The sequence below is a fragment of the Citrobacter sp. Awk 2 genome (assembly GCF_028069815.1).
GTDB lineage: Bacteria > Pseudomonadota > Gammaproteobacteria > Enterobacterales > Enterobacteriaceae > Citrobacter.
Genome location: NZ_JANEWL010000070.1, coordinates 1 through 25,608, shown reverse-complemented (window position 1 = coordinate 25,608; position 25,608 = coordinate 1). Strand labels below are relative to the sequence as shown.

Annotated in this window: 20 protein-coding genes; 9 read left to right on the top strand and 11 right to left on the bottom strand. The window is 51.2% G+C overall.

Annotated features, from left to right (window positions below; genetic code table 11):
- Positions 1-759: 759 nt before the first annotated feature.
- Positions 760-1,851: a YadA C-terminal domain-containing protein gene (locus NNO02_RS16395; RefSeq protein ID WP_271455265.1), complete on the top strand. Its 1,092-nt coding sequence runs from the start codon at positions 760-762 to the stop codon at positions 1,849-1,851.
- Between the two features lie 146 nt (positions 1,852-1,997).
- Here the strand turns inward: NNO02_RS16395 and NNO02_RS16390 are convergent, their stop codons facing one another.
- Both NNO02_RS16390 and NNO02_RS16385 read right to left on the bottom strand, forming a co-directional pair.
- Positions 1,998-3,308: a Y-family DNA polymerase gene (locus NNO02_RS16390; RefSeq protein WP_271455264.1), complete on the bottom strand. Its 1,311-nt coding sequence runs from the start codon at positions 3,306-3,308 to the stop codon at positions 1,998-2,000.
- Positions 3,308-3,727 carry a translesion error-prone DNA polymerase V autoproteolytic subunit gene (locus tag NNO02_RS16385; RefSeq protein ID WP_271455263.1) on the bottom strand — a complete coding sequence of 140 codons (420 nt, stop codon included), beginning with the start codon at positions 3,725-3,727 and terminating at the stop codon, positions 3,308-3,310. Before NNO02_RS16385 ends, NNO02_RS16390 begins: the two co-directional genes overlap by 1 nt.
- Before the next feature lie 180 nt (positions 3,728-3,907).
- Between NNO02_RS16385 and NNO02_RS16380 the strand changes: the two genes are divergently transcribed.
- Complete coding sequence (locus NNO02_RS16380) at positions 3,908-4,834, top strand: DMT family transporter (RefSeq protein WP_271455262.1); 927 nt, start codon at positions 3,908-3,910, stop codon at positions 4,832-4,834.
- A gap of 42 nt (positions 4,835-4,876) precedes the next feature.
- On the opposite strand, the gene cybB is transcribed toward NNO02_RS16380, so the two are convergent.
- Positions 4,877-5,407 carry a cytochrome b561 gene (cybB, locus tag NNO02_RS16375; protein ID WP_271442530.1) on the bottom strand — a complete coding sequence of 177 codons (531 nt, stop codon included), beginning with the start codon at positions 5,405-5,407 and terminating at the stop codon, positions 4,877-4,879.
- A 189-nt stretch (positions 5,408-5,596) separates the two neighbouring features.
- On the opposite strand from cybB, the gene gap reads away from it, so the two are divergent.
- Together gap and NNO02_RS16365 are read left to right on the top strand one after the other, a co-directional pair.
- Positions 5,597-6,598, top strand: coding sequence for a type I glyceraldehyde-3-phosphate dehydrogenase (gene gap, locus NNO02_RS16370; protein WP_271448785.1), 1,002 nt, complete (start codon positions 5,597-5,599; stop codon positions 6,596-6,598).
- Between the two features lie 126 nt (positions 6,599-6,724).
- Complete coding sequence (locus tag NNO02_RS16365; RefSeq protein ID WP_271455261.1) at positions 6,725-7,651, top strand: alpha/beta hydrolase; 927 nt, start codon at positions 6,725-6,727, stop codon at positions 7,649-7,651.
- A gap of 54 nt (positions 7,652-7,705) precedes the next feature.
- Here the strand turns inward: NNO02_RS16365 and aldA are convergent, their stop codons facing one another.
- From aldA to hrpA, 3 genes are all read right to left on the bottom strand, one after another.
- Positions 7,706-9,145: an aldehyde dehydrogenase gene (aldA, locus tag NNO02_RS16360; protein ID WP_271442533.1), complete on the bottom strand. Its 1,440-nt coding sequence runs from the start codon at positions 9,143-9,145 to the stop codon at positions 7,706-7,708.
- Between the two features lie 199 nt (positions 9,146-9,344).
- The gene (locus NNO02_RS16355) at positions 9,345-10,136 is read right to left on the bottom strand and encodes a YdcF family protein (RefSeq protein ID WP_271455260.1); all 792 of its coding nucleotides are present in this window, start codon (positions 10,134-10,136) and stop codon (positions 9,345-9,347) included.
- A 111-nt stretch (positions 10,137-10,247) separates the two neighbouring features.
- The gene (gene hrpA, locus NNO02_RS16350) at positions 10,248-14,150 is read right to left on the bottom strand and encodes an ATP-dependent RNA helicase HrpA (protein WP_271455259.1); all 3,903 of its coding nucleotides are present in this window, start codon (positions 14,148-14,150) and stop codon (positions 10,248-10,250) included.
- 201 nt (positions 14,151-14,351) lie between these two features.
- Here hrpA and azoR point away from each other — a divergent pair, with 201 nt between their 5' ends.
- Positions 14,352-14,957 (top strand): FMN-dependent NADH-azoreductase, encoded by a 606-nt coding sequence (gene azoR / locus NNO02_RS16345; protein ID WP_005126702.1) that lies wholly within the window; start codon positions 14,352-14,354, stop codon positions 14,955-14,957.
- A 34-nt stretch (positions 14,958-14,991) separates the two neighbouring features.
- Here azoR and NNO02_RS16340 read toward each other — a convergent pair whose 3' ends face one another.
- The 4 genes from NNO02_RS16340 to NNO02_RS16325 form a co-directional block, all read right to left on the bottom strand.
- A complete protein-coding gene (locus tag NNO02_RS16340) occupies positions 14,992-15,171 on the bottom strand; it encodes a hypothetical protein (protein WP_121584690.1) in 180 nt (59 codons plus the stop codon).
- Positions 15,172-15,300: 129 nt separating this feature from the next.
- Positions 15,301-15,627: a YdbL family protein gene (locus tag NNO02_RS16335; RefSeq protein ID WP_271455258.1), complete on the bottom strand. Its 327-nt coding sequence runs from the start codon at positions 15,625-15,627 to the stop codon at positions 15,301-15,303.
- A gap of 7 nt (positions 15,628-15,634) precedes the next feature.
- Complete coding sequence (locus NNO02_RS16330; protein WP_271442536.1) at positions 15,635-15,826, bottom strand: YnbE family lipoprotein; 192 nt, start codon at positions 15,824-15,826, stop codon at positions 15,635-15,637.
- Positions 15,823-18,462, bottom strand: coding sequence for a YdbH family protein (locus tag NNO02_RS16325; protein ID WP_271448781.1), 2,640 nt, complete (start codon positions 18,460-18,462; stop codon positions 15,823-15,825). Before NNO02_RS16325 ends, NNO02_RS16330 begins: the two co-directional genes overlap by 4 nt.
- A 298-nt stretch (positions 18,463-18,760) precedes the next feature.
- On the opposite strand from NNO02_RS16325, the gene NNO02_RS16320 reads away from it, so the two are divergent.
- From NNO02_RS16320 to hslJ, 3 genes are all read left to right on the top strand, one after another.
- Positions 18,761-19,576 carry an APH(3')-I family aminoglycoside O-phosphotransferase gene (locus tag NNO02_RS16320; RefSeq protein ID WP_271448780.1) on the top strand — a complete coding sequence of 272 codons (816 nt, stop codon included), beginning with the start codon at positions 18,761-18,763 and terminating at the stop codon, positions 19,574-19,576.
- Between the two features lie 254 nt (positions 19,577-19,830).
- A complete protein-coding gene (locus tag NNO02_RS16315) occupies positions 19,831-20,820 on the top strand; it encodes a 2-hydroxyacid dehydrogenase (RefSeq protein WP_137381769.1) in 990 nt (329 codons plus the stop codon).
- Between the two features lie 112 nt (positions 20,821-20,932).
- Complete coding sequence (hslJ, locus tag NNO02_RS16310; protein ID WP_048211553.1) at positions 20,933-21,352, top strand: heat shock protein HslJ; 420 nt, start codon at positions 20,933-20,935, stop codon at positions 21,350-21,352.
- 13 nt (positions 21,353-21,365) lie between these two features.
- On the opposite strand, the gene NNO02_RS16305 is transcribed toward hslJ, so the two are convergent.
- Positions 21,366-21,632, bottom strand: coding sequence for a putative hemolysin (locus tag NNO02_RS16305; protein ID WP_003020360.1), 267 nt, complete (start codon positions 21,630-21,632; stop codon positions 21,366-21,368).
- A 274-nt stretch (positions 21,633-21,906) separates the two neighbouring features.
- Here NNO02_RS16305 and nifJ point away from each other — a divergent pair, with 274 nt between their 5' ends.
- On the top strand, positions 21,907-25,431 hold the full coding sequence (gene nifJ, locus NNO02_RS16300) for a pyruvate:ferredoxin (flavodoxin) oxidoreductase (protein WP_271455257.1): 3,525 nt from the start codon (positions 21,907-21,909) through the stop codon (positions 25,429-25,431).
- Positions 25,432-25,608: the final 177 nt, after the last annotated feature.

Sequence of the window (25,608 nt, the reverse complement as noted above, 5' to 3'; positions counted from 1 at the left end):
ATTAAAACTCACTGTAAAATACAATTTTCAATGAATTGCTGGCATAACGCTCCCTTGCCATTCATTCTATTATTGAGGGAGGTTTATGTCATGGAATAAACACGAAGCGGTCTCGTATGCGCGAAGTCACACTCATCAATAAAGCCAGGACTATTGCGATCGAGCAGCAGCGATTGTTGATGCTTTACCAGGAACAACCCCGTACGGCACGCCTGTATTTACGATAGGTCGGGGACCAATGCACCAATAATTTAATTACCCAATCACTAACTCTGGGACTATTCTTAATTTTCTAAATAAGTAGAATTTTGGACACTTTCCAATATTGATTCTATCTGGTGCAGTGGTAATTTTCACTCAATAAAATACTAACTAATAAGCAACCCTATGTATCGCATATACAATAATAACCAGTGAAACATTTAACCATCGAATAACTATCAATGGCCTGCCAGGTGTCAAGGTATCCACCGCCCTTGGTCACCTCACGTCAAAGGAATCATAACCAGCTGATGTGAAAGAAAAGTAAACTGCAAAGTCGAGATGATAAAACCGTTTTCACTACGCAGCGGTCTATTTCAGCGCATCAGCTTTAATAATAAAAACACTGCATATGGCATCTGTTGAAAATGCCGCTTCACTCACAGGACAAGAGAACATCAAAAAACGCCAGATAGTATTCTATCTAATTTTATTTACGTTGAAGTTCAAACAGCGCTCAACGCAATCTTAAACACTTATATATTAATGATGACATGTATGAAAACCAACTTAATTACTGCTTTTATTCTTTCTTCTCTGCTATTGTCTGGAATTGCCGAAGCGGCTATCGGCACGACAACAAATGGTGTCACTACCTTCACCAAAACGCCTAACCCTGTCGGTACCATTACTATTGTGGGCATTGATGGCTCAACTTACGATTTGGAAAACCTTCACGGTGCTATTGTGGATCTTTCAGCAAATAAAGCCGATGTTACTCAGGCAAACAGCATTGCTGCCATAGCAAATACCAACCAACAGGCCATCGCTCAACTCCAGCAGTCACAAGGTAATTTTGTCGATAAGCCAACTTATAATACGGATAAAACCACTCAGGCAGCAGTTGACCTACAACAGGGTAACGATATCGCACAAGCCATGCGGGACGCGGGGAATGCACAGAAAACCGCTGACAACAACACTAATACCCTCAAAAACAAGGTTGATGACAGCACGTTCAGCACCGATCAGCAGCGTCAGGATGGTGAATTACAGAAAGAAACCACCGATCGTACAGATGCGGATAACCAGCTCAGAACGGCAATCAGCACCAAAGCTGACGCAGCCCAGGTTGCCACTAACAAACAGGCCATCACAGATGAAGTGAAGACAGAAGCAACGCATTACCAGACGCTGACTGCGGGCCTGTCCCAAAAAGTTGCAGCCTCGTCGTTCGCTCAACGCACGGCATCTGTCGACAAGTATCTGGCTGACGCCGCTGCTGAACGTGCAGCGACCAACGCGACGGTTGCGAAACATACCGACGAACTGGCCAATCATGAGCAACGCATCGAAACACTGGAGCAGAACACCAACGCTAACTTCGGTCAGTTGAAAAATGAAGTGGATCAGAACCGTAAACGCGCGTCCGCTGGCATCGCAGGTGTCGCAGCAATGGCGAATATACCCCAGGTTATTGAGTCTCAACACTTCAACGTCGGTGCGGGTGTCGGTACGACGGATGGCGAAACAGCTTTGGCTGTCGGTTTCTCTGCCCGGGCATCAGAGCACGTTGTCGTTAAAGCGTCCGTTTCCAACGATACACAGCATAACTTTGTGGTTGGCGGTGGCATGTCTTATGGCTGGTAAGGAATAAGCCGTGGTCTGAACGCGAACTTATGGCGGCCACTGTTGGTATCAACCACCACAGTATCTGAAGGAATTATCAGGTAAATAACGGGTAATAGCATGAAAAAGGCAGGATATGTATCTTGCTTTTTCATGCTACCGAAATGTCAGAGACACGCAGTCGTAGATGTGGCATTACACCGCTGGAGATCCCCCACCCGCAGTAAATCACTGTATCTCGTCGTATAACGAGGTGAGAGCATGTCTCGTTTCATTGCCCATGGTTGCTGTATCCCTTGTCCGGCAAACCAGAGCGTCCCTTTACCATTTTTAGCATTAAGCGTATCCAGAACCGTCATAAGTTTGTCGCTATTATGCCGCGGGACGTTTTCATCAAAAAGATTGAGCTGTGCCACACCGGAACTGAAAAAATCCCCTAACATCACACCTGCTTTTTGATAATGCCGCCCCTCTCGCCAGATGGCGTCAAGGCAACTCGTCGCCGCACCAATAATATCCCGGCTGTCCTGGGTTGGTGTCAGTAGTTTTACCGACGCGTTGTTGCCATAATAAGGTTCGTTATGGGCAAATGGACTGGTTTTAATAAACGTAGAAATGAAGCAGCAAAACTGATGCTCTCCGCGCAACTTCTCCGCCGCACGTGAAGCATAGGTGCAGATCGCCTCCCGCATGGCATGGTAATCCGTGAGCCGTTCACCAAACGATCTTGAGCAGATGATTTCCTGCTTAACCGGCGCAAACTCCTCCAGCGCCAGGCACGATTCGCCGCGCAATTCCCGCACGGTTCTTTCCAGCACGACGCTGAAATGTTTGCGGATAAAGCGAATATCGGTTTCGGCCAGGTCGCAAACCGTTTTAATGCCCATTGCATCCAGTTTCTTACCGATACGGCGGCCAATGCCCCAGACTTCATCTACCGGAACGGCGGCCATCAGCTTGCGTTGGCGCTCGCTATTCGATAAGTCGACCACGCTGCCAGTCTGGTCCTGCCACTTTTTAGCCGCATAGTTTGCCAACTTAGCCAGTGTTTTGGTCTGGGCAATACCGACACCCACTTTAAGATGCGTTTTCTGCAAAATAGTGTCCCTCATCTCGCGACCAAAATCAGCAAGATCTCTGCAGTTCCTCACCCCCGTCAAGTCACAGAACGCTTCATCAATACTATATCTTTCCACGCGCGGAGAGAGTTCCTCCAGGATGGACATGACTCTGCTGCTCATATCCGCATACAGCTCGTAATTTGAACTAAAGCACGTCACGCCGTAACGGCGAAACAGATCTTTTTGTTTGAAGTACGGCGCCCCCATTTGGATACCCAGTTTTTTGGCCTCCGCGCTGCAGGCAATAACACAGCCATCGTTATTTGAGAGAACCACAACCGGTTTACCACAGAGATCAGGCCGGAAAACGGTCTCACAGCTGGCGTAAAACGAATTGACATCGCAGAGCGCAAACATCAGCGGATAGCCTTCACGGCATAGGCAACGACACCGAATACATTCAGTGATTCTTCACGACTGATAACGATCGGTGCATAAGCGCTGTTCATTGGAACGAGCTGTACCGTTGGACGAAGCTGCAGCCGCTTAACCGTGAACTCACCATCAACGGCAGCGATAATAATATCGCCATGTACCGCCGTCAGCGAACTGTCAACAACCAGCAAATCGCCATCATCGATCCCCCCCTCAATCATTGAATCCCCCGCGGCTTTCACGAAGTACGTGGCACTGGGATGCTGAATTAGCAATTCATTCAAATCGATGCCCCGCTCGACATAATCCGCCGCCGGGCTGGGAAACCCGCACTGAACAAGGTCACTAAACAAGGGAGCTGTATTGATTTCGCGGAGATCCGCTGGCTTGAGAAACAACATAATGACTCATCCAATATTAACTGTATTTATATACAGTAGTTTTATCTGGGCAGTTGTTCAAGCAGCTTTTTGTGGCGCTATGGCTATTCGCCTGAATTATAACGACTCGTGTCTGCACAAAAGTATCACGACATGAAACCGGGTATAGTAGCACCATAAAATCATCAAAACGGACACACTATGACTACCGCAGGGAAAAGCAATCCGCTGGCCATTGGCGGCCTGATCGCGCTAACGCTCATCTGGAGCTATAGCTGGATTGCCATGAAACAGGTCACGCACTACATTGGTTCATTCGATTTCACCGCACTACGTTGTTCTTTTGGGGCGTTGTTATTATTTATTGTCCTGATGCTACGCGGACGCGGAATGCGCCCGACCCCGTTCGGTTATACGTTGGCGATAGCCTTGTTACAAACGTGCGGCATGGTGGGGTTATCACAGTGGGCGCTGGTCAGCGGCGGTGCGGGGAAAGTTGCCATTCTGAGTTATACCATGCCCTTCTGGGTGGTCATTATGGCCGCCCTTTTTCTCGGTGAACGCATGCGTCGTTTGCAGTACGTCGCTATTGCGGTGGCGGCGTTTGGATTGATACTGGTATTACAGCCGTGGCAACTGGACTTTTCGTCAATGAAGAGTGCGCTGCTGGCAATCCTCTCAGGTATCAGTTGGGGAGCCAGTGCAGTTGTCGCCAAACGTATGTACGCTCGTCATCCCAATATCGACCTGTTAGCACTCACCTCGTGGCAGATGCTGTATGCCGCGCTGGTGATGAGTCTGGTCGCCTGGCTGGTCCCACAGCGAACGCCTGACTGGCAGCCTGTCGTATTCTGGGCATTAGGATATAGCGCCGTACTGGCAACAGCGCTGGCCTGGAGCTTATGGCTGTTTGTGCTGCGTAACCTGCCTGCCAGTATCGCCAGCTTAAGCACGCTGGCGGTGCCGGTTTGTGGGGTACTCTTTTCCTGGTGGTTGCTCGGCGAAGAACCTGGCATTATCGAAGGTAGCGGGATTGTGCTGATTGTTCTGGCGCTGGCCATCATCAGCCTGAAGAAACGCGCCACGCAGGTACAACGCGTTGAAAAAGAGATTTCTTGCGAAAAATAATCACGGAGAAATAAAACACCCCGCATTACGCGGGGTGTTTTATCAGGAACGCTTACGCGGCATCATGCGCAGGAGCGTATTATCCTTCCAGAAATAGTGATGTAACAGAGCCGCAGCGGCATGCAGGCCAATGACAAAATAACCCAGGTTTGCCAACGTTTCGTGCCATGATTTCAGCATATCGGCCAGTTCAAAATTGGCTTCTGCCGCATGTGGCATAACAATGCCGAATGCAACCCACGGATTTCCCCGGTTATACATCATCACCAGGCCAATAATTGGCAGCGCAATAAACAGCAAATAGATAACCAGATGCCCCAGATGCGCCATACCAGTCATCATCGGTTTCGGTTTTGGTTCAATCGGGGGTGCCGGATACTTAAGTCTGACCAGCAGACGCGCCACCATCAACGCTAAAATCGTGATACCACAGGAAACATGTACCATGTTGAACCCGGGACGATAGCTGCGCGGGAAAAATCCGCGAAACTCCATGGCACTGTAGGCCACAATGACCAACAAAAAGACCAGCCAGTGAATGCCAATTTGCAGGCCAGAATACTTCTTCCCCATAACACTTCTCGAATAAAAACAATAATGCGTCAACATAACGGGCTTTTGTTAAAAATTCATTAAGTTTTGTTCACTCATTTTCAGTCAGTTACGTTTAACCGCAAAAACAGCTATTGCCGCGGATGCCTGACTGGACTATGCCTGGTAGGGAAAATATGTCGTACCGTCTCATCCTGACAGGAGAAAACCATGAGTAAAATTGGCATTAACGGTTTTGGTCGTATCGGTCGTCTGGTATTGCGTCGGCTACTGGAAGTCAAAAGCAGCGTGGAGGTCGTCGCTATCAATGACCTTACCTCACCGAAAATCCTCGCCTATCTGTTAAAACACGATTCAAACTACGGACCATTTCCCTGGAGCGTCGACTTTACCGAGGACGCACTGATTGTCGATGGCAAAAAAATTGCTGTTTACGCCGAAAAAGAGGCCAAAAATATTCCGTGGAAAACCACAGGTGCGGAAATTATCATCGAGTGCACTGGCTTTTATACCTCAACAGAAAAATCGCAGGCCCACCTGGATGCAGGCGCCCAAAAAGTCCTGATATCCGCCCCAGCAGGAGAGATGAAGACGATCGTCTTTAACGTGAATGACGACACGATGGATGCAAGCGATCGGATTATTTCTGTCGCATCGTGCACCACTAACTGCCTGGCACCGATGGCAAAAGCGCTGCATGACAACTTCGGTATTCAGCTTGGTACCATGACTACCATCCATGCCTACACCGGGACACAATCACTGGTTGATGGGCCACGTGGTAAGGATCTGCGAGCTTCACGCGCGGCAGCAGAAAATATCATTCCTCATACCACCGGTGCAGCGAAGGCGATTGGTCTGGTGATCCCGGCCCTGAGCGGGAAATTAAAAGGCCACGCCCAGCGTGTTCCTGTAAAAACAGGCTCTGTCACTGAACTGGTGTCGATTCTGGGTAAAAAAGTCACTGCGGAAGAAGTTAACAACGCGCTGAAAAAGGCAACGCTGAACAATGCGTCATTCGGCTATACCGACGAAGAAATTGTCTCGTCAGATGTCATTGGCTCACATTTCGGTTCAGTATTTGATGCGACACAAACCGAAATCACCGAAGTGGGCGATCTGCAACTGGTAAAAACCGTGGCCTGGTACGATAACGAGTACGGTTTTGTCACCCAACTTATCCGTACGTTGGATAAATTTATCACGCTTTAGTGTTATGGCGGAGGATCGCCTCCGCCTCGTTTCATTTCCCGCTAATTCAATACGTTGTGAGTCTCTCCCCGTTTTCAATTCATTAAGTGTGCTATAGCTAACCTTTGCCACAGAGGGAGCACAGTAATGGAAGCACTGAGTCGTGAAACGTTAGAAACTATGATAGCGCAAGCCGTTGCCCACGCCGCCACCGTCTCAGTCTGGCCAATGGGTGAAGCCCCCGGAGCAAAAAACAGCGATGCGGTATTTACCCCCGAACCCAGACATACGGGGACCTCTCATTACGATCGTGCGGTAACCGGTGTTCGTGCTCCAGAAATCACCGTCTACGCCCCCGCAAAACCGAATGGTGTGGGAATACTTGTCACCCCCGGCGGCTCTTATCGACGCGTCGTGCTGGACAAAGAAGGCAGTGCGCTGGCGCCCTTTTTTAATGCCCGCGGTTATACCCTGTTTGTCATGACCTATCGCATGCCGGGGGATGGTCACGAGGAAGCGTCAAACGCTCCGTTGGCCGATGCCCAACGCGCGATACGCTACATTCGGGCTCACGCACAGGAGTGGCGAATCGATCCTGATCGTATCGGTGTCCTGGGCTTTTCCTCCGGCGGTCATGTGGCCGCCAGCCTGGGAACACGTTTTGCTGAATCAGTTTATACGCCCATCGATTGCGTAGACGAACAACCCGCCCGCCCCGCGTTCATGGCGCTGGTTTATCCGGTGATTAGCCTGCGTGAGAATATTGCCCATCCTGGCTCTCGCCTTGAATTAGTTGGTACGACCCCCGAAGAGCAGGATCTGCACCGCTATTCACTTGAAGAACGGGTTGAGAACACGACGCCACCAACATTCCTGCTGCATGCCATTGACGATCCGGCGGTGAAAGTCGAAAACAGTCTGGCATTTTTTAATGCGCTTCGCGCACAGGGGATCCCTGTTGAAATGCATCTGTTTGAACGCGGCAAACACGGCTTCGGTATTCGGGATACTCAAGGGTTACCGCTGGCCGTGTGGCCGGAAATGATGATGAACTGGATAGCCACAAAAGTATGATGATTGTGCCGGGTGGCTCACAGGAACACCCGGCTTATACTTGGTGTATCAGTATCAAGACTGCAGATAAACCACCTGCGTTTGCAGATATTCATGCAAGCCATGCTTACCGTCTGCACCACCAATTCCTGACTTACGCCACCCCGCATGGAACCCCTGCATCGCCTCGAAGTTTTCGCGATTAATATAGGTTTCGCCAAACTTCAGCCCTTTAATCGCCTTCATCGCCGTGTTCAGGTTTTGCGTGTAAATCGACGAAGTCAGCCCATAGTCGCTGTCGTTTGCCATCGTCAGCGCCTCTTCCAGCGTATCAAACGCTACCACCGGCAGCACCGGACCAAACGTCTCCTCGTGCATAATCGCCATCTCCTGGCGCACGTCTAACAGCAACGTCGGCGGGTAATAATAGCCTTTCCCCTCTATGGCTTTACCGCCCAGCACCACCCTAGCGCCCTCCTGCACTGCGCGCGCCACTTTCTGTTCCACACGTGCCAGCGCAGCCGCATTAATGAGCGGCCCCATCGCGATGTCATTACGCTCGGCCGGGTTGCCAAACTGGACGGCTTTCATTGCCTCTCCCAGACGATTCACAAACTGGTCATAGATGCCTTTCTGGACATACACGCGTTCGGCGCAGTTGCACACCTGACCGGTGTTAATCACCCGCGAGTCAACAATTGCCTTCACGGCCAGCTCAAGATCGGCATCATCCATGACGATTGCTGGCGCTTTACCACCCAACTCCAGACATACCTTAGTGATATTTTTCGCTGCTGCAGCCATGATTTTCTCGCCCGCCACAACGCTGCCGGTCATGCTCACCATCGCTACTTTGGGGTTCCCGGCAAGTTCCTGACCGACCGTTTCACCGCGTCCAAGCACCAGGTTAAACACCCCGCGCGGCAGACCAATATCATCAACAATCTTGGCAAAAGCGATCGCATTATTCGGCGTGAATTCACTGGGTTTAATCACAATGGTATTACCCGTCAGCAAAGCTGGCGCCAGTTTGCGGGCAATCAGGAAAAACGGAAAGTTCCACGGCAGAATGCCGGTTGTTACACCTAACGCACGCTTAAACAGCAGGATATTCTCACCCGGACGATCGCTTTGCAGGATCTCACCTTCGTAACGCCGTGCCCACTCCGCCATATAATCGATGTAGTCGGCGGTAAACGAGACTTCGACCTCGGCCAGCTGTTGGATCTTCCCGCCCTCCGCCACAATCAGCGCACTGATTTCACTGGCGCGTTGACGTATGCCAGCAGAAATTTTGCGTAGCCAGTTTGCACGTTCAATTGCAGGTAGCGCCTCCCATGCCGGCTGGGCACGCTCCGCAGCATCAATCGCTTTACGTGCATCTTCAGCGCGTCCATCGGGAATACGCGAGATCAGCTCTTCGGTCGCTGGATTGACGACATCAATCCAGGCATCGTCGTGCCAGGTCACAAACTGCCCATCAATATACATAGGATGTTGTACGGGTACTGACATGCGCTTCTCCTGTGATTGATTTGTTTTTAACAAGTAAAACTATTGTTAATTAATACCAATCATGCATGACGCATTACTGCTGGAATTGTCGTTCTGTGAGCCGCTTCATAAAAGCGTCTGGTAATGTCATAGCGAAGGGAAAAAACAGGCAGGATTTATGCCCGTTTGCGACAAAACATGCACAAACGGGCGGCAGAGATTACAGCGATCGGCTCGCCAGCAGGTCAGTCAGCGCCGTATCGTTTTGCAGATGCAGCCACGCATCCTCAACTGTCTGCGGGATATCAACATGGGCGATAAAATCACGACCGCGAGGGCCATAGCCGGTTGCATCATCGTGTAGTCTCGGCAATTCGCCGGTAATCAGCGAAAGATAGCGATCCACAGACCACAGCCCCTCCGCAGTCGGCGCGAAATCCACACCGCCGTTCTGTAGGGTCAACTCAGGGATAAAACCGGGAAAACTCAACCAGCGCGGCGCCTGCAGATCATCACGGGTTACACGCTGGAATGTCGCCATCGTGCGGCGTTGCATTGTAGGGTCCTGCACCACAATGACCGTGCGAATATTTTCTGTCGCCTGGTTCAGTAAGGCACAGCTAAAGCGTGCATTCTCACCGCAGTTTGTTGACTGGTCTTCCACCCAAATCGTCTCACCCGGAATTTGCCAGAACTGGTGCGCAATATCAGCCAGGATCGCCGCCTCTGCTCGTCCGCTGGTGCGGATGATGTTATAGCTCGGATGTTGAGCAATCGCGCTATACAGAAACGTTGTGGAATGGCCTATTCCCCCGCTAATCAGCAAGGGGATCTGATGTTCTTTCGCTATCTGGCAGGCCGCATCGATAGTCGGGATCACCGCATTCCCCGCCAGAACCACACAGTCTGCCTGAATAGCGGCGTGGTCCACAAAATCGCTCTGCGCTAACCATTGTCCTACGGTATTTATCGCCGCAAGGGTAGGCGCGGAAAGTGTTGGAAACTGTCTCATGTTCGTGACTCCTGGTCTTTGTTCTGTAGACCGGTGTAGGCCTGATAAGGCACAGCGCCAGCAGGCACCGCGCCTTATCTCGCCGTATCCGGTCTACGGCACCACCACGCGTTAGCCTGAAATCTGCTCCATCGCCTGCAGAATACGTTTATCCGAGATGGGATATGGCGTGCCAAGCTGCTGGGCAAAGTAGCTGACACGCAGCTCTTCTATCATCCAGCGGATCTCTTTGACATCATCATCTTCACGCCGCGCAGGCGGCAGTTTATTGAACCACTGCTGCCAGGCCTGCTGCACGCTATCCACTTTCAGCATCTGCGCCCGATCGCGGTGCGGATCAATTGCCAGTTTCTCCAGCCGTTTTTCAATGGCCTGCAAATAACGCAAAGTATCGCCCAAACGTTTGAAGCCGTTGCCGGTGACAAATCCACGGTACACCAGCCCGCCCATTTGCGATTTGATATCCGAAAGCCCCAGCGCCATGGTCATATCCACACGCCCTTTCAGACGTTTGTTGATGTTAAATACCGCCGTCAGGATCTGTTCGACCTGCTTCGCAATATCGACCACCGTGTCATTCAGCTCAGCCCGCACTTTTTCGTGCAACGCCGCAAAGCCCTCTTCCGTCCACACCGGGCCGCCGTGAGCGTCGATAAGTCTATCCACACCGCAGGAAATACAGTCGTCAATCAAATCCAGCACTTTGCCATACGGGTTAAAATACAGCCCCAGCTTCGCTTTGTTGGGCAGCTTCTCGTGTAAATATTTGATTGGTGATGGAATATTCAGCAGTAACAGACGGCGTAAACCGCACCACATCGCTTGCTGTTGCTCCAGCGGATTATCAAACAGTTTGATGGCAACGCTGTCTCGTTCATCCACCAGCGCTGGCCATGCTTTCACTTTATAGTTGCCGCGTTTTTGCTCGTAACTTTCCGGCAGTTGACCAAAGCTCCAGATGTGCAGGCCGCTCTGTTCGATACCATCATCTGCCACCGCAGACAGCGTTTCCTGGACTTTACCCTTCAACGCATCTTTCAGAGCCTGCAGTGAGCGTCCTTCCTGCAGCTTTTTGTTCTTATCGTCGACCACCCGGAACGTTATTTTCAGATGATCGGGCACCTGATCCCAGTGCCAGTCTTCACGGTCAACGGTGACGCCGGTCATCCGGCGCAGTTCACGCTCCAGCGAATCCAGCAGCGGCAGTTCCAGCGGTGTCACACGCCCCAAAAACGCTTCTGCATAGTTCGGTGCCGGCACAAAGTTACGTCGTACCGGTTTTGGCAGTGATTTAATCAGCGCAATCACCAGTTCACGACGCAGCCCCGGGATTTGCCATTCAAAACCGCTCTCTTCAACCTGGTTTAGTAACGGCAGCGGAATATGCACGGTCACGCCATCCGCATCAGCACCGGGTTCAAACTGGTAGCTTAACCGCAATTTGAGATTGCCCTGATGCCAGAAGTTCGGGTAATCCAGCTTGCTGATTTTCTCCGCGCCCTCTTTGATAAGCATACTCTTTTCAAAGTTGAGCAGATCCGGTGTCTCGCGGCTGACCTTCTTCCACCAGCTATCAAAGTGGCGGGCGGAAACCACATCATGGCTGATGCGCTGGTCGTAAAACTCAAACAGCGTCTCATCATCGACCAGAATATCGCGACGACGCGATTTATGTTCCAGCTCTTCCACTTCCGCACGCAGCTTGAGGTTGTCACGGAAAAACGCATGCCGCGTCTGCCAGTCACCTTCCACCAATGCATGGCGAATAAACAGTTCACGCGATAGTGCAGGATCGATCTGGCTGTAGTTCACCTTACGGGCGGCAACAATCGGTAAGCCGTAAACAGTGACTTTTTCTGTCGCCATCACCGCCCCCTGGGCACGCTCCCAGTGCGGTTCACTGTACGAACGTTTTATCAGATGCTGGGCAACTGGCTCCACCCACTCGGGATCGATTCGCGCGGCAATGCGTCCCCACAAACGGCTGGTTTCCACCAACTCTGCAACCATTGTCCACTTCGGCGGTTTTTTGAATAAACCGGAACCTGGGAAGATCGAGAAACGGGCATTACGCGCACCGGTAAATTCCTGTTTATCCGCATCTTTCATCCCGATATGCGACAGTAATCCGGTCAGCAACGCAACGTGGATTTCCCGGTACTCAGCAGGTTCGCTATTGACCGGAATACCTAACTCTTTCACGACCTGACGCAGTTGCGTGTAGATATCCTGCCATTCGCGCACGCGCAGATAGTTAAGGAAATCAACCTTACACTGACGGCGGAACTGGTTCGATGACAGCGCCTTTTGTTGCTCGCCGAGGTAATTCCACAAATTTACAAACGCAAGGAAATCAGACTCTTTGTCGTGGAAGCGGCGGTGTTTCTCGTCGGAAGCCTGTTGCTTATCCATAGGGCGTTCACGCGGGTCCTGAATGGACAGCGCCGAGGTAATGATCATCGCCTCACGTACGCAGCCATGTTTCTGCGCTTCCAGCACCATACGCGCCAGGCGTGGGTCCACTGGCAATTGCGACAACTGACGGCCCAACGGCGTCAGTTTATAAGCGGTTTGCTGCTCGTCGGTGGTAATCGCACCTAGCTCTTCGAGCAGGCGCACACCATCCTGAATATTGCGTTTATCCGGGGCTTCAACAAACGGGAATGCGGCAATATCCCCCAGACCCAGCGCCGTCATTTGCAGAATAACGGACGCCAGATTGGTACGCAGAATTTCCGGGTCGGTAAACTCCGGACGTGACAGGAAATCATCTTCTGAATAGAGACGAATACAGATCCCTTCCGATACACGACCACAGCGACCTTTACGCTGGTTCGCAGAGGCCTGCGACACGGGTTCAATCGGCAAGCGCTGCACTTTGGTTCGGTAGCTGTAGCGGCTGATACGCGCCGTTCCCGGGTCAATCACATATTTGATACCCGGAACAGTCAGTGAGGTTTCTGCCACGTTAGTGGCCAACACAATGCGCCGTCCGCTGTGCGACTGGAACACACGGTTCTGCTCACTGTTGGAGAGGCGGGCGTACAGCGGCAACACTTCGGTATGACGTAAATCCAGTTTGTTCAGTGCATCAGCGGTATCGCGAATTTCACGTTCACCACTCATGAAGATCAGAATGTCACCCTGACTTTCACGTCCCAGTTCATCAACGGCATCGAAAATTGCCTGCAACTGGTCGCGTTCGGTGTCATCCGCATCTTCAACAATCGGACGATAGCGTACTTCTACTGGATACGTTCGACCGGAGACTTCGATAATTGGCGCATTATTGAAATGTTTTGAAAAGCGCTCCGGATCGATAGTCGCCGAGGTGATGATAATTTTCAGATCTGGACGGCGCGGCAGAAGCTCTTTCAGATAGCCAAGCAGAAAGTCAATGTTCAGGCTACGTTCGTGCGCTTCATCGATGATGATGGTGTCGTACTGCATCAGCATCCGATCCTGCTGGATTTCCGCCAGCAGAATACCGTCCGTCATCAGCTTAACCATGGTGTTATCGCTGACATGATCGCTAAAGCGGACTTTATAGCCGATACAGCCACCCGGCTCAGTGTGTAGCTCTTCAGCAATACGATTAGCGACGGTACGTGCGGCAAGGCGACGCGGTTGGGTATGGCCGATCAGCCCCTTCACCCCTCGCCCCAGCTCCATACAAATTTTTGGTAGCTGTGTGGTCTTACCTGAACCGGTCTCCCCGGCAACAATCACTACCTGATGGTCGCGAATGGCTTCCAGAATATCCTGTTTTTTCTGGCTGACAGGCAGGTTTTCCGGGTAGGTAATTGTCGGTCGAGCAGCTTCACGCAGCACAACCTTACCGGCTGCCTGGTCAATCTCTTTTGCCATCTCCTGGTAAATGGCCTGTTGTGCATCAGGATTTTTAACCTTCTTCACGCCGTGCAGGCGACGAGAAAAACGCTGTCTGTCGCGCAGCATCAGCGATTCCAGCTGTTGCTGCAGGATGTTGAAGGTTAATTTTTGTTGTTCTGTCATAGCGTTAGAGGGCAGTGCTCTGCCGGGTTAAATCTCTTGTAGATGATGGGTATAGAGTACCACATCGGCACTTTTCATGTGTTGTTCAATAATTTCGAACATAGGATTCGATATATTGCGCTATCACTGCGGCAGGATTGTGAATAAAGTGTCAACAAGCAACGGGGCACATCCCCTTCAAACACATAAAAGGAAACACCCATGAGCAAGGTATTAGTTCTTAAATCCAGTATTCTGGCAGGGTACTCTCAGTCTGGTCAGTTGTCTGATTATTTTGTTGAACAGTGGCGTGAAAAGCACTCTGCTGACGAAATCACCGTCCGTGACCTGGCTGCAAATCCTGTTCCGGTACTGGATGGCGAACTGGTGGGTGCGATGCGCCCGAGCGATACCCCGCTGACACCACGTCAACAAGAAGCACTGGCGCTGTCTGATGAGCTGATCGCTGAGCTGAAAGCGCATGATGTGATTGTTATCGCCGCGCCGATGTATAACTTCAACATCCCAACGCAGCTGAAAAACTACTTCGACCTGATTGCCCGTGCTGGCGTAACCTTCCGTTACACCGAGAAAGGCCCGGAAGGTCTGGTAACCGGAAAACGTGCTATCGTGCTGACCAGCCGTGGTGGTATCCATAAAGATACGCCGACCGACCTGATCACCCCGTATCTGAATGTGTTCCTGGGCTTTATCGGTATCACCGACGTGAACGTCGTCTTCGCGGAAGGTATTGCTTACGGTCCGGAAGTGGCATCTAAAGCACAGTCCGATGCAAAAGCGGCAATCGACAGCGTCGTCGCTGCCTGATGATTGACCCTCTCACCATCCGGTGGGAGGGTACTTACTTCTTTGCCTGCTTCCCATGAATGCGATTAATATCACGCCAGATAGTTGCATAATCCCTGCACTTCGCCAGATTCTCTTCCCAGCAATGCAGTAAAAATTGTTCCGGCTCCGCGACATCCCGGCTTAACAGCTTGAATACCCAACGATTCCAGACATACCACTTAAAAAGCCACATGATTTCACTCCAGTGACGCGACCGGAGAGGAACTATATCAACATCGATATCATGCCGTGTGGCAACTATTGCGATGTCGATGAATAATTCAAGTGAATGCAATACTTGCCAGCCCGGCTCAGAAATGCATTATTCTTTCCTTAACCATTTGCCATTTATGCCCTGTACATACTCGCCGGGTTTGGCGCGAGCAACCAGTTTTTGCCCGGCCATTTTTGCCACTTCATCTGGCGGAATATTGTTGCTTTCAGCCAGTTGTTGGTAACTGGCGTTGCGCGCTTTATTAATCTCATTCACCAGCGCCTGCGTTTCAGCATCCGTTTTCAGCGCGACAAGATAGCCGTTAAGCGTTTCACCTACCCGTCCCTGGGTTCTGGCTTCATTCAGCGTCAATGCCCACACGTTGCCGCTCAAAAAACTAAACGCCACCAGGATCGCTACAAGCTGTTTTTTCATCGTGACCTCAGAACAGATCGCTGCGCGATTTCAGTAAACTCTCGACGTCTTTATCCACTTTGATATGGATCTCGTGCTCGATTTTGACGTTCATATTGATAGTGATGGGCTCTTTAGGCGCAGCCACTTCGATTCTGGGGGTACACCCCACCAGCAGAGATGACGCAAGCAGGCCCAGCATGGCAGCTCTCATTTTCATTGTTGTTCCTCACATTCCTTGCCTTCCGGGCAATGGGTTTCTGGCAGCGCCGCATTTTGCTCAAGCCATGCCTGTAAATTGTCACCAAAACGCAAACTGCGCCATAACGTAAATACGTTTTCCTCATGGGTGTAATTCAAATTAACGGTACCCACTTTTCCATCCACCCGGCTATTCCCCGTGACGCTTGACTGCATAGTTAAAACACCCAGGTTATCCAGATTTATTTTCGTCCAGGAATGCGTTATTTCCATATAACGTAACCAGTTAATCGCCGCGCCGGCTGCCATGTTATCTTTGACAACGGCATCCGCAGTGTCTTTATCAATACGTAACGTCATTGGTCCTGGGTTGGTCAACCATCCGTCTTTGATAATCCACTTTTCGTTATTCAGCCATAACGGTAACGCACCGCTGACCGGACCTGACATAGCAAACTGCTTCGGATTTACCGCACTGATGAGTTCGCTGGAGGAGATATTTTGCACCCGTAACAATGCCGGATCGTGCTGCGGCATACGCAGTTGTTGCATAACCACTTTGCCACCCAGCAGTTCGGCGCTGACATCGCTTAACAGTAGCGGATTGTCTTCACTCCAGGGATATCCGCCCTGCAGATCGGCGGTGATGTTTGTCGCAGCAACCTGATTCACAACTTCCGCAATACGTAATGATACCGGCCCCCGCGTACCCAGTTGCCATGCGCCTTCGCTAAAACGAAACGGCAGCACAAAATCGACACCGTTAATTTGGTTATCAGGCATCCAGGCACTGCCACCTTTCAGTACGCCGTGCCCCCCCGCCTCAAAGCCCTGCTCCGGCGCGGCAGAGAATGCCACCTGCGCATACAGTTCACCTTCGCGCAGATTCATTTTCCAGTCTGGGGGTACCAATGGCTGGAAAACGGTGAGTGATTGTTTTGGCCACCAGGCCTGACCACGCAGGCGGATCCCATCCCAGCGCCCATTCAACTGTACAGGACCTATTGCTCCGGCATGAAGTTGACCTTTGAACTGGAAAATCGTCGGATCAGTCCCTTCGACGCTGAACTTCAGCGTTGAAGGGGGCAAGACGCTGCCCCCGCTAAAGAGCGTATTTCCGGCATCGAGCGAAAGCGCACCGCTAAACGTCGGTTTTTCGGCATCACGGACCCACACGATCGGCGCATCCATCACCAGACGCGGTTTTTCCACCGTCATGGTGCCGTATTGCAGATGGTCAAATCCGGTCGAGAGGTCGAAAAGTCTCAAGGTGTTGTCGTGCCACTCCCCTTTGCCAGCGACATCCCAAAGCGCATGCATCGGTGTAAAACTGCCTTTGCCCCAATACCGCCACTGCCAACGGCCGGCATCAGGAAGAAAATCATTTGCCAGACCATCAAGGTGTAACTCAAAGCCCCCCATCTGGTTTTCATGCGCTCGTAAAATGGCCTGCAGACGCCCATCCACACCGCGCTGTGTCACTTTAACGCCAGCCAATGGCCAGCGAATTTCGTCAATATCGAGTGAGTCGATAACTCGACCACGGGAGCGCAACAATGCACCAGGTTCAAACGCCAGTTGCGGATCGTTCAGGCTGCCGGTGAGCCTTGCTGGTAACATGGCGTAGAAAATCAGATCGCCTTGTTTGGCTTCGCCGGTTAACTGCAACGGCATTTCGCTGTTATCCATGTTGAGCTTGCCGGGCCCCAGGGTTAACACCGCATTCCCTTTGCCGGCTTCACCTTGCGTCAGAATATTCAGACGCCCACTCACCACGGCATTTTCCAGACCGGCCTGCCAGTTTTCGACTTTCACCCCCAGACGCCCACTTAACGGGAACCCCTGATAAGGCCAGTTCCAGCGACCGTCACTGATAGTCAGTTGCTGACGCGTGATTTCCCACGGCAGATCGAGAAGCGGATCGGCCGCATCCCGTGCCATCACGATCAGTTGTCCGCTATTTTCCTGCCATTCCAGCTCCGCATCCACAAGCGTTGGCTCCTGCGGTAAACTGAGCGTTGCGACCGTATGCCCGCTCACTGGCAGTCCGTCAGGAACCAGCGGCATCGTAAATTCCCCAACCAGTTTTACCGGCGGTTGCCCTTCAAACGCCGCAACGTCCAGTTCATTTACCGTCAGATTTTGTCCATGCAGGCGCCCCTGGAATTTAACCTTTTCCCCCTGGTAGCGAAGCTGCTGAATAGACGATGTTAACGAAAGTGACAGTTTGCCCTGCCACTCCTGCCATGGGGAGAGAACAACGTTATCGATGTTAATCCAGGTATTGGGCAGCATCGATTGCCATTCCGCCAATGTTTTAGGTGCGACGGGTGAGGGTTGCGCCTGCGGCAGTTTGGCCAGGCAAGCAGAATCCAGTTCAATGGTCTTGACGTTCAACAACCAACGACTCGGATGCGACAGTTCGGCCTGAGTAATACGTGCTAACGGGCAATCATCGACCAGATAACGAAGTTCCGGGATATACAGTCCGTGTCGGGTCAGCCGTGGACTCTCATCCAGCGCGATACGCGTACCTACCGGTAGCCAAACACCCACCAGCGTAGGCACCCACAAACCGAGTGTCATCAGCAGCGTCAGCGGCATGAGAATCAATAATAAGAGGAGTGCCAGAACGGCTTTATATTTACCCTTCATGGGTAGTTAATATCCTGATTTAGCGAAAATTTAAGCCGGTTTAGGCTTGTATTGTGGCATGTTTAACTAAACATGCCCACATTAAGAATAGATGCTCCCGAAAGATATGTCGTTTTTATAGAACGCAGAACAGTCACAAAGAAACTGATAAATCAATAAGATGGAGATTAGTTACATCTGTTCAGGACGGCTATGACAGTGATGCTTCAATCAATACCTTACATTGCAAAATGATAGATTTACAGTGAGTGAGATTAGAATGCCCTGCTGTGCGTCTGTTGCCAAACAAAGGGGTTGTATGAATCATTCGCAAAGAGAAACGCTATGCGCCAGTCTGCCGTTAAACCCACTGCTGGACGCTGAACTGGCAGGTTATCAATGGGCGCGGAATAATGTCGGTCTGTCCGGGGCGGCAATTTATCACTTATATGGCAAGGCTGATGCGCCAGAGTTATTTCTAAAGCATGGCAAAGGCACCGTTGCAAATGATATCACCGATGAAATGGTCAGACTCAACTGGCTGCAGGCCTATATGCCTCTGCCCACCATCAATCATTTTAGCCGTACGGCTGATGAAGCGTGGCTTCTGACAACAGCAATCAGTGGAAAAACCGCTTTTCAGATGCTGGAAGACTATCCTGATGACCGTGGCGATATTGTTGATGCGCTGGCAGTATTCCTGCGTCGATTACATGCCATTCCAGTCAGCCACTGCCCTTTTAACAGCGACTACCCGTTTCGTCTCTCATTAGCCCATACACGAATGGTCAACGGTCTGGTAGATACCGATGATTTTGATGATGAACGTCATGACTGGTCTGCTGAACAAGTCTGGGATGCAATGCATGACCGTTTGCCATTTCCTCCCGATCCCGTTGTGACGCATGGCGACTTCTCGCTTGATAACATTATTTTTGCTGATGGCCGCGTGATGGGTTGTATTGACGTTGGTCGAGTAGGTATTGCCGATCGTTACCAGGACCTTGCGATCCTCTGGAGTTGTCTCGGGGAATTTTCACTGTCTTTACAGCAACGACTTTTTCAAACATATGGTATTTCCCACCCAGACAGTAACAAAGTGCAGTTTCATTTGATGCTCGATGAGTTTTTTTAAACGGTACGTCTGCAATGTGAAGACGTACCGTTGATCCATACCTGACTCCGCCTAAATGGGCCAAAAAAAACAACCAAAAACCGCATGCAGTCTGGCATGAGTGAAATCAGTTGTTGAAATTGAAGAACCTGCCCACACTAACAACAGATGCGCTGGAATTTTTCATTACGTCTTTGACTATCAATAATTTTTTATATTTTGTAAAATAATTTGAATTGGATTGATGTGACGTCAAAATCACTGGAGAAAGTCTTATGAAACTCGCCATCTATAGTACAAAACAGTACGACAAAAAGTATCTGCAGCAGGTTAACGAGGCTTTTGGTTTTGAACTTGAATTTTTTGACTTTTTGTTGACGGAAAAGACAGCCAAAACAGCCCACGGTTGCGAAGCCGTGTGTATCTTCGTGAATGACGATGGCAGCCGCCCTGTTCTGGAAGAGCTGAAAAAGCACGGTGTGAAATACATCGCGCTGCGCTGCGCCGGGTTCAATAACGTCGATCTGGACGCCGCGAAAGAGTTGGGCTTGCAGGTTGTACGTGTTCCTGCCTATTCACCTGAAGCCGTCGCCGAACATGCAATCGGTATGATGATGACGCTGAACCGCCGTATCCATCGTGCTTATCAGCGTACTCGTGACGCCAATTTCTCACTTGAAGGTCTGACGGGTTTCACCATGTACGGCAAAACTGCCGGGGTGATTGGTACAGGTAAAATCGGTATTGCTGCACTGCGGATCCTGAAAGGGTTTGGTATGCGCCTGCTGGCGTTTGATCCGTATCCCAGCGCCGCCGCCCTTGAGTTAGGGGTTGAATATGTCGATCTTAAAACACTGTTTGCAGAGTCTGATGTTATTTCCCTGCACTGCCCGTTAACACCGGAAAATTATCATCTGCTCAATCACGAAGCCTTTGAGCAAATGAAAAATGGCGTGATGGTCATCAACACCAGCCGTGGTGCGCTGATTGATTCTCAGGCAGCAATCGACGCGCTGAAAAACCAGAAAATCGGTTCACTGGGTATGGACGTGTATGAAAATGAACGTGACCTGTTCTTTGAAGATAAGTCCAATGACGTGATTCAGGATGATGTGTTCCGTCGTTTGTCAGCCTGCCATAACGTCCTGTTCACCGGGCATCAGGCATTCCTGACTGCCGAAGCGTTGACCAGCATTTCTGAAACAACCTTGCAGAATCTGGCTCAAATCGCCAAAGGCGAAACCTGCCCGAACGCCCTCTTCTAATCATACCGCTCCCCTGCTTCCAGGGGAGCATTTTCAGATAACCCCCGATGATAAATCTGGCGATATCATTATCATCATGAATGTAATCCCGTCACGAACGTAGAGAAAGTTAATGAAGAAAATTGTCACGCTGATTGCGCTCAGCATGCTTATGGCTGGCTGTGTGAGCAATGGAAAAATTTCCGTCAATCGCGAACAGTTACAGCACCACCGTTTTGTTCTACAGAGCGTCAATGGCAAGCCGGTAACCGTCGCCAATAACCCACCCGAATTAAGTTTCGGCGAAAATATGACGGTATCGGGAAAAATGTGTAATCAGTTCCACGGTCAGGGCAAGCTGTCCGACGGAGAATTGAAAGTGAAAGACATGGCAATGACACGCATGATGTGCGCCGATCCACAGCTTAACGCGCTCGACGGCATCGTCAGCGAGATGTTTAAGCAAGGCGCACAGGTCGATCTGACTGCTGACCAGTTAACACTGGCTACGGCAGAACAAACGTTGACGTTTAAACTGGCGGATTTAATGTAATAAAAGCAGTGGCTCAATAATTCCCACAGCTTCCGGCGGCAAGCGACTGCTCACTACAGCGTTTGCCGTTGGGTAATGCACACATCCCGATGGCAGAACCATCCAGTTGACGAGCAACGGATAGCGAACCGCCAATCATGGCACAGTTGGCTTCTCCGGAGCTGGACATTGCGGCCTTCATGCCCGGTGCAACGTGCGCAGCCGTTGCCTGCTGAACAGGTTCACTGCTGCAAGCCGATAATAACAACGCGGCACACCCTACCCAAAACGCTGCGCGCATCTTACTCCCCTCTGAATATTAACCAAACGACACAGCCATAAATAATAGGCAGCGGAAACACTGCCGTCGAGAGGCAAAATGCGCATTTATGCGTGCTGTTTACATTTTCTGGCAATTTTTTGGCTACTCCTTTGATCAAACCATTCATTCTGTTTATTCCAGGGACACAAAAGCGAAAATGTGCCTGAAAGCCTTTTGCTAAAATAAAAGGATAATTACAGGACTCGCTACTGTTTTGCGTGTCCCTCTTTTTGCGCAATGTAAGGGTGTCAGTATGCAAACAATTGACGGTAATGGTGCGGTTGCTTCGGTTGCCTTTCGTACCAGCGAGGTTATCGCCATCTACCCGATTACGCCGAGTTCGACGATGGCAGAACAGGCAGACGCCTGGGCCGGGAACGGACTTAAAAACGTCTGGGGAGATACCCCTCGCGTCGTAGAAATGCAGTCAGAAGGCGGCGCAATCGCGACCGTTCACGGCGCATTGCAGACCGGTGCGCTCTCAACGTCATTTACCTCATCGCAGGGTCTGCTGTTGATGATCCCAACGCTGTACAAGCTGGCCGGTCAGTTGACGCCATTTGTGCTGCACGTTGCCGCGCGTACCATTGCTACTCATGCGCTGTCTATCTTCGGTGACCATTCCGACGTAATGGCCGTGCGCCAGACAGGCTGCGCCATGCTCTGTGCCAGCAGCGTCCAGGAAGCACAGGATTTCGCACTGATTTCACAAATTGCCACGCTGAAAAGTCGCGTCCCTTTTATTCATTTCTTTGATGGTTTCCGCACATCGCATGAAATCAATAAAATTGTGCCGCTGGCCGATGACACGATCCTCAGCCTGATGCCGCAAGCTGAAATTGATGCACATCGGGCTCGTGCGCTTAATCCAGAGCATCCGGTTATTCGCGGGACGTCTGCCAACCCGGACACTTACTTCCAGTCACGCGAAGCGACGAACCCATGGTACAACGCGGTTTACGATCACGTAGAACAGGCGATGAACGATTTCGCCACGGCGACAGGTCGTCAGTACCAGCCATTTGAGTATTACGGTCATCCACAGGCGGAGCGTGTCATTATCTTGATGGGTTCCGCGATTGGTACCTGCGAAGAAGTCGTCGAAGAGTTACTTGCTCGTGGAGAGAAAGTTGGCGTCCTGAAAGTTCGGCTGTTCCGCCCCTTCTCCGCCAGACATTTACTGCAGGCATTACCAGAAACGGCGCGTAGCGTTGCCGTTCTGGATCGCACCAAAGAGCCCGGCGCCCAGGCAGAGCCGTTGTATCTGGATGTGATGACCGCGTTGGCAGAAGCCTTTAACTGCGGCGAGCGGGAAACATTACCACGCGTCATTGGCGGGCGTTACGGGCTTTCTTCTAAAGAGTTTGGCCCGGACTGCGTGATGGCGGTATTTAATGAACTGAGCAGCGCTAAGCCCAAATCGCGTTTTACGGTCGGTATTTATGACGACGTCACCAATTTGTCGCTGCCTCTGCCAGAAAATACCCTGCCCGGTACCGCCAAACTCGAAGCGCTGTTCTATGGTCTGGGCAGCGACGGCAGCGTATCGGCCACCAAAAACAATATCAAGATTATCGGTAACTCCACGCCGTGGTACGCGCAGGGTTATTTCGTCTATGATTCGAAAAAAGCAGGTGGCCTGACTGTTTCTCACCTGCGCGTCAGTGAGCAACCTATCCGTTCGGCGTATCTGGTATCGCAGGCTGATTTTGTCGGCTGCCATCAGTTGCAGTTTATCGATAAATATCAAATGGCCGAACGTCTGAAGCCTGGCGGTATTTTCCTGCTCAATACGCCGTACAGCGTGGATGAAGTCTGGACTCGCCTGCCACAGGAAGTTCAGGCGGTTCTGAACCAGAAGAAAGCCCGTTTCTATGTGATTAATGCGGCCAAAATCGCACGTGAGTGCGGTCTGGCCGCGCGTATTAACACCGTCATGCAAATGGCGTTCTTCCATCTGACGCAAATCTTACCCGGTGACAGCGCCCTGGCTGAATTGCAGGGCGCCATAGCCAAAAGCTATAGCAGCAAAGGTCAGGATCTGGTTGAACGTAACTGGCAGGCGCTGGCGCTGGCACGTGAATCCGTCGCCGAGGTGGCACTGCAACCGGTTGATCCGCACAGCGCCAACCGTCCGCCGGTAGTTTCTGATGCCGCGCCTGATTTTGTAAAAACCGTGACAGCAGCGATGCTCGCAGGTCTCGGCGATGCCCTGCCCGTTTCAGCGTTACCACCGGACGGTACCTGGCCGATGGGAACCACGCGTTGGGAAAAACGCAATATCGCCGAAGAAATTCCTATCTGGAAAGAAGAATTGTGTACACAGTGTAACCATTGCGTTGCCGCCTGTCCGCACTCGGCCATCCGTGCCAAAGTGGTCTCACCAGAAGCGATGGAAAGCGCCCCTGCCAGCCTGCATTCGTTGGATGTGAAATCACGCGATATGCGCGGTCAGAAGTACGTACTGCAGGTTGCACCTGAAGATTGCACCGGCTGTAATCTGTGCGTCGAAGTGTGCCCTGCGAAAGATCGCCAGAATCCTGAGATCAAGGCCATCAATATGATGTCTCGCCTTGAACACGTTGAAGAAGAAAAAGTGAATTATGACTTCTTCCTCAATCTGCCGGAGATCGATCGCAGCAAGCTGGAACGCATTGATATCCGAACGTCTCAGCTGATTACCCCGCTGTTTGAATATTCCGGAGCCTGTTCCGGTTGCGGTGAAACGCCGTATATCAAACTCCTTACGCAGTTGTACGGCGATCGTATGCTGATCGCCAACGCCACTGGCTGTTCATCAATTTATGGCGGTAACCTGCCCTCAACGCCGTATACCACCGATGCTAATGGCCGTGGACCGGCGTGGGCGAACTCACTGTTTGAAGATAACGCCGAGTTTGGTTTGGGCTTCCGTCTGACGGTAGATCAGCATCGTGTGCGCGTCATGCGTTTACTGGAACAGTTTGCCGACAAAATCCCGGCAGAGCTGAATGACGCCCTGCACGCGGAGGCAACACCAGAAGTCCGTCGTGAGCAAGTTGCAGCGTTGCGCCAGCATCTGCAGGGTGTCGAAGGCGCACAGCAGTTACTGACCGACGCCGATGCGCTGGTGGAGAAATCCATCTGGCTGATTGGTGGTGATGGCTGGGCCTATGACATAGGCTTTGGTGGTCTGGACCATGTCTTAAGCCTGACCGAGAACGTTAACATTCTGGTACTGGATACCCAGTGTTACTCCAACACTGGCGGGCAAGCGTCAAAAGCCACGCCGCTCGGTGCCGTGACTAAATTCGGCGAGCATGGTAAACGCAAGGCCCGCAAGGATCTTGGTGTCAGTATGATGATGTACGGTCATGTATACGTGGCGCAGATCTCGTTGGGCGCACAGTTAAACCAGACGGTGAAAGCAATTCAGGAAGCGGAGTCTTATCCGGGCCCGTCGCTGATTATTGCGTACAGCCCTTGCGAAGAACATGGCTACGATCTCGCGCTGAGTCACGATCAGATGCGTCAGCTCACCGCAACCGGGTTCTGGCCATTGTATCGCTTTGACCCGCGTCGTGCAGACGAAGGCAAATTACCGCTGGCATTGGATTCTCGTCCACCGTCAGACGCGCTGGCTGAAACATTGCTTAATGAGCAACGATTCCGTCGTCTGAATGCGCAACAACCCGAGGTTGCGGAGCAACTGTGGAAAGACGCAACGGCTGACTTGCAAAAACGCTACGATTTCCTGGCGCAATTGGCAGGAAAAGCAGAAAAGAACAGTACTGATTAATACGCTCAGTTAGGTATTAACCTGGAGTCCAAAAAAAAGCCCGAACAATTGTTCGGGCTTGTCAATTTATTCGCTGGGTAGTGGGCATTCCTGCCAACATACCAACGAAAATAAATTAAATCGTGACAATAAAGGCATATAACCTGCGCAGAATAACGCAATAACCCCCTCTTGTAT